The following is an 11,678-nucleotide window of genomic DNA, read 5'->3' as shown; positions in this document are numbered from 1 at the left end:
TCATGAAGAAGAGAGCACTGCAGAAGGATTTGTTTAATGGAGTATAGAATAGCAGCCTGAAAATACATTGTACATTATTAAAATTAAAACTATATGGAAAATTTTGAAACATCAGCAATAAGAACCCAAACGGAAAGATCTCAGTTTGATGAGCATTCTACGCCGCTCTATCTTACTTCCAGTTTTATATTTCAGGATGCGGAAGATATGAGAGCAAGCTTTGCAGAAGAAAAACCTAAAAACCTATACAGCCGTTTTTCTAATCCCAACGTAACAGAATTCACAGATAAGATTGCTAAAATGGAAGGCGCAGAAGCTGGATACGCCTTTGCAACAGGAATGGCAGCGATCTATTCTACATTTGCAGCTTTGTTAAATGCAGGAGATCATATCGTAAGCTGTCAGTCAGTATTCGGTTCTACACATACTTTGTTTACTAAGTATTTCCCGAAATGGAATATTGAAACCTCTTACTTCAAAGCAGGAGATGCAGAAAATATTGAGCAATATATTAAACCTAATACCAAGATCTTATACCTTGAAACACCTACCAATCCAGCTATTGAAATTCTGGATCTTGAGTTTTTCGGGCAGATCGCTAAAAAACATAATCTTATTTTTATTGTAGATAACTGTTTTGCAACACCTTATCTTCAGCAGCCTATCAAATACGGTGCAGATATTGTTGTACACTCAGCCACGAAACTGATTGATGGACAAGGAAGAGTTTTAGGAGGAATAGCAGTAGGAAAAGAAGACCTGATCCGAGAAATTTATCTTTTTGCAAGAAATACAGGACCTGCATTGTCTCCTTTTAATGCATGGGTATTATCAAAAAGCCTTGAAACATTAGCTATCCGAGTAGAAAAGCACTGTGAAAATGCATTGAAGGTAGCTGAGTTTTTAGAAAACCATCCTAATGTAGAATTGGTAAAATATCCTTTCCTGAAATCCCATCCAAGTTATGAAATAGCCAAAAAGCAGATGAAGCTGGGAGGAAATATCGTAGCATTTGAAATAAAAGGCGGAATAGAAGGGGGAAGAGCCTTTTTAGATAAGATACAAATGTGTTCGCTGTCTGCTAACTTAGGTGATACAAGAACGATCGTTACTCACCCGGCATCTACTACACACTCCAAACTGTCAGACGAAGAAAGAAATGAAGTAGGGATTACTGCAGGATTGGTTCGTTGCTCAGTAGGACTGGAGAATGTAGAAGATGTCATTGCAGACCTGAAACAGGCTTTAGATTAGTTAATCATTAACAGTTTATAAAGCCAAAATGGATAGAGACTACACAGAATTAGCAATTTATAGGGAAGTACGAAAGTTGGTTACTCTGACTTATATTTTGACCACAAACTTTCCTGGAGAAGAATTATTGGCTTTAACAAGTCAAATAAGAAGAATGGCAACTTCAGTTTCGTTCAATATTACGGAAGGAAGTAGAAGAGTGACCCCTGAAGATACTTTACAGTTTCTACATATCGCAGGAGAATCTCTTAATAAGCTGGAATCTCATTTCCATTTGGCTCTAGACCAACATTACATTTCTAAAGAAGATTTTGAAGTCATCAATAAAAAAATCCTCTTATGTAAAAAATTGGTCATCGGATTTATAAACTGTTACAAATTGATAGAAAATGAAGAATTCAGAACAATTATATAAAGCACTATCCGAAAGAATTTTAATTCTTGACGGTGCAATGGGAACCATGCTTCAGCGATACAAATTTGAAGAAGAAGACTATCGCGGAGAGCGTTTCAAAGACTGGGAACATCCTGTAAAAGGAAATAATGACCTGCTTTCCCTGACGCAGCCTCAGGCGATTGAAGAAGTTCACAAGAAATACCTTGAAGCGGGAGCTGATATCATAGAAACCAATACGTTTTCAGGAACTACTATTGCGATGGCAGATTATCATATGGAAGATCTGGTATACGACCTGAACTATGAGTCTGCAAAAATTGCCAGAAAAGCCTGTGACGAATACACTGCAAAAAATCCGGACAAACCAAGATTTGTAGCAGGATCTATTGGACCAACGAACAGAACGGCAAGTTTAAGCCCGGATGTGAATGATCCAGGATACAGAGCAATTACTTTTGAAGAATTGAGAGTAGCTTATAAACAACAATGTGAAGCTTTGCTTGACGGAGGTTCAGATATCCTTTTGGTAGAAACCATCTTCGATACTTTGAATGCGAAAGCAGCCTTATTTGCGATTGATGAATTACAAGACGAAAGAGGAATACAAATTCCAATCATGGTTTCAGGAACCATTACCGATGCTTCAGGAAGAACATTGAGCGGACAGACAGCAGAAGCTTTCCTGATCTCAGTTTCCCACCTGAACTTATTAAGCGTAGGTTTCAACTGTGCATTGGGAGCCGATCAGCTGACTCCTTACCTTGAAACACTGGCTCATAATTCAGAATTCTATGTTTCAGCTTATCCGAATGCCGGTTTACCCAATGCTTTCGGAAAATATGACGAAACCCCTGAAGATATGGCAAGACAGATCAAAGAATATGTGGAAAAAGGGCTTATCAATATTATCGGAGGATGCTGCGGTACAACTCCTGAACATATTAAAGCGATCGCTGATCTGGTAGAACAGTATCCGCCAAGGAAAGCAGGGGATTTGCTAAAGAATGTTATTTAGCATACGGGAAATTTTCAGTGATTGCAACTTTCAGGCAAGTACTGGAATTTATTGAGGCAGAATGCCAATAATGCCTACTATATTTTAGAAGAATAAAATGAAGTATTTAAGATTATCAGGCCTTGAGCCTCTTATCATAACGCCGGAAAGTAATTTCATCAATGTTGGTGAAAGAACAAACGTTGCCGGTTCCAAAAAGTTTTTAAGACTGATCAAAGAGGAGAAATTCTCTGAAGCATTAGATATTGCCCGCCATCAGGTAGAAGGAGGTGCCCAGATTCTGGATGTCAATTTTGATGATGGGTTGATTGATGGAAAAGCATCCATGATCAAATTCCTGAACTTAATTGCCTCCGAACCGGATATCGCAAGAATTCCAATTATGGTAGACTCTTCCAAATGGGAAATCCTGGAAGCAGGTCTTCAGGTAGCTCAGGGAAAATGTGTAGTGAATTCTATCAGCTTAAAAGAAGGTGAACAAGAATTTATCAAACATGCCAAAGCCATTAAAAGATATGGTGCAGCAGTTATTGTAATGGCATTTGATGAGGTAGGGCAGGCTGACAGTTTTGAACGAAGAATTGAAATTTCAAAACGGTCCTATGATATTCTGGTAAACCAGCTTGGTTTCCCGGCAGAAGATATCATTTTCGACTTAAATATATTTCCGGTAGCAACAGGAATGGATGAGCACAGAAGAAATGCCATCGATTTTATTGAAGCGACACGCTGGGTAAGACAAAATCTTCCTTATGCCTCTGTAAGTGGGGGAGTGAGCAATGTTTCATTCTCTTTCCGTGGAAATGATACCGTAAGAGAAGCGATGCACTCCGTATTCCTTTACCACGCAATCCAGGCAGGAATGAACATTGGTATCGTGAATCCGGCCATGCTTGAGGTGTATGATGAGATCAATAAAGAATTACTGGAGCTTGTAGAAGATGTAATTCTGGATAAAAGAGAAGATGCTACAGAAAGACTTCTTGACTATTCCGAAAAGCACAAATCAGTAAAAAAAGAAAAAACAGAAGACCTTGAATGGAGAAACAATCCTTTGCAGGAAAGAATTACCTATGCGCTAGTAAAAGGGATTGACCGTTTTATTGAAGAAGATGTAGAAGAAGCAAGACAATTGGCTTCAAGACCTCTACATGTCATCGAAATTAATCTGATGACTGGAATGGGGGTTGTAGGAGATTTATTCGGAAGCGGAAAAATGTTTCTGCCGCAGGTTGTAAAATCTGCGAGAGTAATGAAAAAAGCAGTAGCTTATTTACAGCCTTTCATTGAAGCAGAAAAAGATGGGACAAGGCCGGCTAACGGAAAGATTTTAATGGCAACGGTAAAAGGGGACGTTCATGATATTGGTAAAAATATTGTGAGCGTTGTTCTGGGTTGTAACAATTACGAAATTGTTGATCTTGGAGTAATGGTTCCTGCTGAAAAGATTATCCAGACTGCCATTGAAGAAAAAGTAGACGTTATAGGATTAAGCGGATTGATTACCCCAAGTTTGGATGAAATGGTATATATCGCTTCAGAATTAGAAAGACAAAACTTAGATTTTCCTTTATTAATCGGTGGTGCTACAACATCCAAAGCACATACCGCAGTGAAAATCGATTTAAAATATAAAAATGCCGTCGTTCACGTGAATGATGCCTCAAGAGCTGTAAATGTAGTAAGCTCATTGCTGGGTGACAGAAATAAAGAATATGTTTCGGATTTAAAGAATGACTATTCTGATTTCAGAGAAAAGTTCCTGAACAGACAGGTAGACAAAGATTATGTTTCCATTGAAGAAGCAAGAGAAAACAATTTTAAAATTGATTGGAAAAACGAAGAGATCTTCACTCCGAATACTGTAGGAATAAAAGTAATTGAAAATCAGGATCTGAGAGAACTTCTTCCTTTCATCGACTGGTCTCCGTTTTTCAGGAGCTGGGATCTTCACGGGAAATACCCAAATATATTAGAAGATGAGGTTGTAGGTGCTCAGGCAAAAGAACTATTTAAAGATGCCCAGGTGATTCTGAAAAGAATTCTGGATGAGAAATTACTAACAGCAAAAGCCATCTTCGGAATCTTTAAAGCCAATTCCAATGACTCTGATGATATCTTGATTTTTGACGAAAATAATAATGAGCAAGCGAAGTTTTTAACCTTAAGACAGCAGGCTCAGAGATCAAAAGGAAAAGACTATTTAGCTCTAAGTGATTTCATCGCCCCTCAAAGTTCTGGAAAAACTGATTATGTAGGAGCATTCTGTGTAACAACAGGATTTGGAACTGATGAACTATCCAACGAATATGAAAAAGCCAATGATGATTACAACTCCATCATGGTAAAAGCCCTGGCTGACCGTTTTGCAGAAGCCTACGCCGAATTTTTACATAAAAAAGTCAGAACAGAATATTGGGGATATGCCAATCAGGAAACTTTAAGCAATGAAGAATTGATTGCCGAAAAATATAAAGGAATCCGTCCGGCTCCGGGATATCCGGCTTGCCCAGACCACCTGGAAAAGAAAACAATCTGGGATCTACTAAAAGTAGAAGAAAATACTGGCGTTTTCCTTACAGAAAGCCTTGCCATGTTCCCAACAGCATCTGTTTCCGGATATTACTTTGGAAGCCCGCATGCCAAATACTTCGGATTAGGAAAAATTACAGAAGACCAGCTTAAAGATTATGCAGCAAGAAGAGGTTGCAGCATTCAGGAAGCGAGAAAATGGTTGTCGCCAAATTTAGCAGATTAAAATTAACATGAAGATAACAGAACACATTAAAAACGCCAATGGAAAAACTTTATTCTCCTTAGAAGTTGTTCCGCCACAGAAAGGAATCGGGATTGAAGATCTCTATACCAATATAGATCCGTTAATGGAATTCAAACCACCATTCATTGATGTTACCACATCCAGAGAAGAATATATTTATTTAGACAAAGGAAATGGGTTAATGGAACGCCGTATTACAAGAATGCGTCCGGGAACACTGGGAATCTGTGCCGCCATTCAGCATAAATATAATGTAGATACAGTACCACACCTTCTTTGCGGAGGATTCACTAAAGAAGAAACAGAATATCTGTTGGTAGACTGTATGTATCTCGGAATTGATAATGTAATGGCTTTAAGAGGAGATGCCATGAAAGGACATCAGTATTTCGAACCTACTCAGGGAGGACATCCAAGTGCCATGGATCTTGTTAATCAGATTAATAATCTCGGAAGAGGAAAATATCTTCATAACGAAGAACAGGCATGTGATGAACTGAATAAATTCTGCATTGGTGTCGCCGGATATCCGGAAAAACATATGGAAGCCCCTTCCATGAATTATGACCTGAAGTGGCTGAAACAAAAAGTTGATGCCGGAGCAGATTATATTGTTACCCAAATGTTTTTTGACAATAAAAAGTATATAGAATTCGTTCAGAAAGCAAGAGAAATAGGAATCACGGTTCCAATTATTCCAGGAATAAAACCTATTGCCACAAAGAAACATTTGAAAATCCTGCCACAGGTATTCAAAATAGATCTTCCCGAAGAACTGATCAATGAAGTAGAAAATGCAAAAAATAATGAAGCAGTGAAGCAAATCGGAATAGAATGGGCCATTGCACAATGCAAAGAGCTTCTGGATTTCGGAGTTCCTGTTCTGCACTTTTACTCAATGGGGAAAAGTGATAACATTAAAAAAGTAGCCGGTGAGCTATTCTAATAAAAGTACCAAAAATGAAGGAACCCCTGTGAATTTCACAGGGGTTTATTTTTTATTGATTTAAGAACTTAACCAGTTTGATGAGGTCTGCTTCTTTATTGATTTTAATATTATTCGATTTTACGAATTTTTCAATATCATCTTTTTTTGCTGGGAAAGCTTCCGTTATCTCTTTTACTTTCTTTGGATTTTTAATATATCCCGATTCTGTTTTGATATAATAAACCGGATCCAGTGTATTAAAGCTTGCTGGTCTGTCCATTTCGTATGAATTTCTCGCAGCAACAGCATTTTTAAATTGAGATTTCAGTTTTTTATAAAGTCCGTTTTTACCCCCTGCCAATTCAAAGAAATATCCTTTTAAATCATCACCAGTGTCCAGCTTTACCAATGTCTCTTTTGTTCTGGTAAATTCAATTCTGGTAAAAGGGCTGTCCGGAACTAAAGAATACGTTTCTTCATCCTTCTTGAACTCTACTTCATCAAAATACATATTATAACGTGCTACAGCATTTTCAGCTCTGTCTGCAACAATAAATTTGGCAGCCGAAAATGCTTTATCATAGTAAGGAGTACCCTGGATGTCATCATAGCTGATTCCCTTACCGGTTGAATCTCCATTTTGATAAAACGTGTGATTCAGTAATCGTGATCCGTCATAGCTCAATGTAGTCATCTGCTGTGCAGAAAGAGGAATGAATGATACTAATAAGATACTTATAATGATTTTTCTCATTGTATATGGTTTTATTTAGTTTGTTAAAAATTTACTTTCAAAAATACAACTATTCCATCAATTTATGTGAAAAGAAATAATTGTTCTTGAGCTATAAATTCGGGTGTCTCTCAAACTCCTTATTTCTGTCAAATAAATACCTATAGGTTGCCAGCTTTCGGGTAATACTGGTATCAAGAGTTTCTGCAATTTTGATCATTTTAGGATTAAAGTCACCAATCCACTGAAGCTCCGTAATAGTAAAGTCTGTATGTTTTCTCAAATGCTGGGTTCCTTCCCAGATCATATATCCGTCAATACCTTTTTTCTGCCACTCAGGAACAACACCGAAGACAAGTCCCACCATTTTCTCGTTCTTTTTAAATCGCTTTAAAAACAAAAATTTAAGCTTTTCAAAAATTCCGAACTTCCCATTCAAATATTTACACCATTGGTTGAGGTCAGGAATATTAATCCACATGGCAATCGGTTTCTCATTTTCATAAACAAACCAGGAGATATGCTCATTGATGATAGGTTTCATCGTGTTGAACATTTTCAGAACTTTGGATTCTTCCAGATGTTTTCCTTCCCCATGAGATGCCCATGCTTTATTATAAACCTCAGTAAAATCTTTTGCAAATTTCGCCAGATTATTCTTTTTCATAGGCCGAGCCGAAATTGCAGGATTTCTTCTGTTTCTTTCATGAGCAATCGTAAAAATCCTCGAAACTTCTGCAAAAACAGGCCGGGTAAAACAAAGCTGTTCAAAATAAATCTGAAACCCGTAATTTTCAAAAAGATCTTTGTAGTAAGGAAAGTTGTAATTCATTCCAAACAAAGGCTCAATAAAGCCTTCAATCAAAAGTCCCCAGAATTTATCCCGTTCCCCAAAATTGATAGGACCATCCATTGCTTCCATTCCTTTTTCCTGAAGCCAGTTTTTACAATGGTCAAAAATAAAATTGGCCGTTTCCTGATCATGAATGCAGTCGAAAAAACCAAATCCTCCTGTAGGCTGCTTTTGCTCATAACAACCATTCACAAAAACGGCTACTTTACCAACAGTGTCGCCATTCTTTTTAAACAAAAACCTTTTACATTCACCGTTTTTAAAGAACTTGTTTTTTTCAGGATCAAAAATCTCCTCAATATGTTTATCTAAAGGGCGGATATAATTTTTGTCGGATTGATAAAGGCGGGCTGGGAATTCCAGAAATTCCCTCTTATGGAGTTTGTTTTGTACTTCTTCGACAATAATCATAGGCTTTTTAATCAGAATAGCTATAAAAGATAATGTTTTTCATCTTATTTAAAATAGAGAAATAGATATTATCCGTATTTTTGCTGCAAATTAAATAAAAATGGTTGATTTTACTGATAACGACGATGATATTTTCACTGGAAAAGAACATACGCCTATAAGGAAAGATGCTTTTGATAAATCGCCACAGGAAAAAATTGAAAAAATTACCGAGCTTTTTGGCGAGATTATGGAAACATTAGGAATGGACATGACGGATGATTCTCTGAAAGACTCTCCAAGACGTGTTGCCAAAATGTACGTCAACGAGATTTTCGGAGGACTGCTTCCTGAAAACAAACCAGGAATATCTACTTTCTCCAATAAATACAAATACCGCCAGATGCTGGTAGAAAAGGATATCACCGTATATTCTTTCTGCGAACACCACTTTTTACCTATCATTGGAAGAGCTCATGTTGCTTATATTTCCAATGGAGAAGTAATTGGTCTTTCAAAAATTAACAGAATTGTGGATTACTATGCGAAAAGACCACAGGTTCAGGAAAGGCTTACCATGCAGATTGTAGATGCTTTGAAAGAAGCTTTGGGAACAAAAGATGTCGCGTGTATCATTGATGCAAAGCACCTTTGCGTAAACTGCAGAGGAATAAAAGATACGGCAAGTTCTACCATTACTGCAGAATTGAGCGGTATTTTCAGAACAAACCCTATTACAAGACAGGAATTCTTACATTACGTAGGAAGCCATGCAAAACTGGATTATTAAACAATGAACTACCAGATCCTTAAAAATATTATTGATGCCGAGCTTCAGAGATTTCAAAACATCTCGGAAGAAGAATGGTCGTATAGAAGTTCTTCGGAAAAATGGTCTAAAAAAGAAATTATTGGCCATCTTTGTGACAGTGCTTTTACAAATATCCGTAGATTTGTTGTGACCCAATATAAAGAGAACGAAAATATTGTATATGATCAGAATTTCTGGGTAAAAGCTCAAAACTATCAGAATGTTCCTACTTCAGATCTTATTGATCTGTGGAAGTCTTTGAACTATCAGATTGTTCATATCGTGGAAAATATCCCCGATGAAGCATTGCAGAGAACTTGCGATACCACAAAAACAGAACCTCGGGTGTATACGCTGGAGTTTATTATTGATGATTATGTAGACCACTTACAGCATCATCTAAAAGCGATTTAATTATGATAAAATTTAAAAAAGTTTCCCATAAGATTTTTATCACAACGATTATTTGTTGTGACAGAATAATTTTTTAACTAATTTTTGAATCTTTAAAATCATTAAATCTTTTAACTTAAAAATAAATGCAATTAAAAATATATAACTCCCTTACAGCGGAAAAAGAAATATTCAAACCTATTTTAGAAGGAAATATCGGAATGTACGTCTGCGGACCTACAGTGTACAGCAATGTGCATTTAGGGAATGTGAGAACTTTCCTTTCCTTCGATTTCATCTACCGAACTCTGGTGCATTTAGGGTATAAAGTAAGATACGTAAGAAATATTACCGATGCAGGGCATCTTACCGATGATGGCAATGTAGACAACGACAGATTCGTAAAACAGACCAGACTTGAAAAGCTGGAGCCTATGGAAATTGTACAGAAGTACACTGTAGATTTCCACAAAGTATTGGATATGTTCAATCTGCTTCCTCCAAACATCGAACCTACCGCTACAGGACATATTGTAGAGCAGATTGAATTAACGCAAAAGCTGATTGAAAGAGGCTTTGCTTACGAAAGCAACGGTTCAGTATACTTTGATGTATTGGAATACAACAGGAGAGGATTGAACTATGGCGAACTTTCAAAACGTAATATAGAAGAACTTTTTGCCAATACCAGAGACCTTGACGGACAGGGAGAAAAGAAGAACCCACAGGATTTTGCATTATGGAAAAAAGCATCCCCAGCTCACATCATGAGATGGAATTCGCCTTGGGGAGAAGGTTTCCCGGGATGGCACCTTGAATGTACTGCAATGAGTACTAAATATTTAGGTGAAACATTCGATATCCATGGAGGAGGAATGGATCTTAAATTCCCTCACCATGAATGTGAAATCGCACAAGGGAAAGCATGCAATGATGCAGCACCTGTAAATTATTGGATGCACGCCAACATGTTAACGATGAATTCTCAGCGTATGAGTAAATCTACAGGGAATTATATCCTTCCAATGCAATTGGTTACCGGAGATAATGACTTCTTTGAAAAACCCTTCCATCCTTCAATCGTGCGTTTCTGCTTCCTGCAGGCGCATTACAGAAGTGTGCTGGATATTTCAAACGATGCCATGATTGCCAGTGAAAAAGGATTCATCAGATTAATGGAAGCTGTAAAAGTATTGAATACAATTACTCCTGATGACACAAAACAATCCGGTTTTAGCCTGAAAGAATGGAAAGATAAAGCCTATGAAGCTTTAACGGACGATTTCAATTCACCAATCCTGATTGCTCACCTGTTTGAAGCTGTGAAATACATCTTTGCCTTAAACGATGGTAAAGAAACAATCTCAACAGGAGATCTTGAAGATTTGAAAACCACTCTCAATGCCTTTATCTTTGATGTTTTAGGACTGCAGACAGTAGAAGAAAACAACCATGAAAAGCTTGATCAGACCTTAAAAGTTTTGATCGAATTGAGAAACCAGGCAAGAAAATCCAAAAACTTTGACCTGTCAGACCAGATCAGAGACAAACTGCTTGCAGAAGGTATCGAATTGAAAGACGGAAGAGACGGAACATCATACGTCCTGAACTAAAAATATAACTTCGTTTTATACCCATTCCGTAGGAGTTCCTTATATAAAGGATTCTTACGGAATGTTTTTTTATTCCTTCCCCTTAAAACATATCAGAATTCCTATTCTTACCTCTTAGTACATCACTTCTCTAAATCTCTTTATCCTTTACTTTCTCATCTTCCTCTCAATCACTCCAATTCTCCCCAACCATTCTCCTCTCAAAAAAACTCCCACCCACAACCTCTTACACTCAAACCTTCTCACTCTCCCACTCTCAGACTCTCTCACTCCCGAACATTCTCAGGAGCTTCATCCTGCTATTCATTCATACTCCTCGCGCCAGCGCACTCCCACACCCAAACCCTCTCGCCCTCCAACCCATACTGCGGGGTAATCATTTCTATCAGGGCTAGGGGAGGGGAGTCAATTATGAATGATGAATTATAAATGATGAATGATGAATGATGAATGATGGGTTTCGGGGTATAGTGATTCGGGTTATTATGTTGCGAGTTTCTGGTTACTGGGTT

The 11,678-nt window shown here is 37.5% G+C and carries 10 protein-coding genes; 8 read left to right on the top strand and 2 right to left on the bottom strand.

Annotated features, from left to right (window positions below; genetic code table 11):
* The first annotated feature begins 93 nt into the window (after positions 1 to 93).
* From CQ046_RS09820 to metF, 5 genes are all read left to right on the top strand, one after another.
* Positions 94 to 1,254, top strand: a complete 1,161-nt coding sequence (locus CQ046_RS09820; RefSeq protein WP_105702094.1) for an O-succinylhomoserine sulfhydrylase — start codon at positions 94 to 96, stop codon at positions 1,252 to 1,254.
* Between the two features lie 28 nt (positions 1,255 to 1,282).
* The gene (locus CQ046_RS09815; protein WP_105702093.1) at positions 1,283 to 1,669 is read left to right on the top strand and encodes a four helix bundle protein; all 387 of its coding nucleotides are present in this window, start codon (positions 1,283 to 1,285) and stop codon (positions 1,667 to 1,669) included.
* The gene (locus tag CQ046_RS09810; protein ID WP_105702092.1) at positions 1,644 to 2,666 is read left to right on the top strand and encodes a homocysteine S-methyltransferase family protein; all 1,023 of its coding nucleotides are present in this window, start codon (positions 1,644 to 1,646) and stop codon (positions 2,664 to 2,666) included. The genes CQ046_RS09815 and CQ046_RS09810 overlap by 26 nt, the downstream gene beginning before the upstream one ends.
* 97 nt (positions 2,667 to 2,763) lie before the next feature.
* Positions 2,764 to 5,424 carry a methionine synthase gene (gene metH / locus CQ046_RS09805; protein ID WP_105702091.1) on the top strand — a complete coding sequence of 887 codons (2,661 nt, stop codon included), beginning with the start codon at positions 2,764 to 2,766 and terminating at the stop codon, positions 5,422 to 5,424.
* Between the two features lie 7 nt (positions 5,425 to 5,431).
* Positions 5,432 to 6,391, top strand: a complete 960-nt coding sequence (gene metF, locus CQ046_RS09800; RefSeq protein ID WP_105702090.1) for a methylenetetrahydrofolate reductase [NAD(P)H] — start codon at positions 5,432 to 5,434, stop codon at positions 6,389 to 6,391.
* A gap of 52 nt (positions 6,392 to 6,443) precedes the next feature.
* Here the strand turns inward: metF and CQ046_RS09795 are convergent, their stop codons facing one another.
* Both CQ046_RS09795 and CQ046_RS09790 read right to left on the bottom strand, forming a co-directional pair.
* Entirely contained in the window at positions 6,444 to 7,127 is a 684-nt protein-coding gene (locus CQ046_RS09795) for a hypothetical protein (protein WP_105702089.1), read from the bottom strand.
* Positions 7,128 to 7,218: 91 nt separating this feature from the next.
* Positions 7,219 to 8,370, bottom strand: a complete 1,152-nt coding sequence (locus CQ046_RS09790) for a hypothetical protein (RefSeq protein ID WP_105702088.1) — start codon at positions 8,368 to 8,370, stop codon at positions 7,219 to 7,221.
* A gap of 100 nt (positions 8,371 to 8,470) precedes the next feature.
* Between CQ046_RS09790 and folE the strand changes: the two genes are divergently transcribed.
* The 3 genes from folE (at position 8,471) to cysS (ending at position 11,166) form a co-directional block, all read left to right on the top strand.
* Positions 8,471 to 9,139, top strand: a complete 669-nt coding sequence (folE, locus tag CQ046_RS09785) for a GTP cyclohydrolase I FolE (protein ID WP_047376638.1) — start codon at positions 8,471 to 8,473, stop codon at positions 9,137 to 9,139.
* A gap of 3 nt (positions 9,140 to 9,142) precedes the next feature.
* A complete protein-coding gene (locus tag CQ046_RS09780; RefSeq protein ID WP_105702087.1) occupies positions 9,143 to 9,574 on the top strand; it encodes a DinB family protein in 432 nt (143 codons plus the stop codon).
* A gap of 125 nt (positions 9,575 to 9,699) precedes the next feature.
* The gene (gene cysS, locus CQ046_RS09775; protein WP_105702086.1) at positions 9,700 to 11,166 is read left to right on the top strand and encodes a cysteine--tRNA ligase; all 1,467 of its coding nucleotides are present in this window, start codon (positions 9,700 to 9,702) and stop codon (positions 11,164 to 11,166) included.
* Positions 11,167 to 11,678 lie beyond the last annotated feature (512 nt).

The sequence above is a fragment of the Chryseobacterium sp. MYb7 genome (assembly GCF_002979455.1).
Classification (GTDB): domain Bacteria; phylum Bacteroidota; class Bacteroidia; order Flavobacteriales; family Weeksellaceae; genus Chryseobacterium.
Note: the sequence above shows the minus strand (reverse complement) of the source record. Positions and strands in the feature narration are given on the sequence as shown.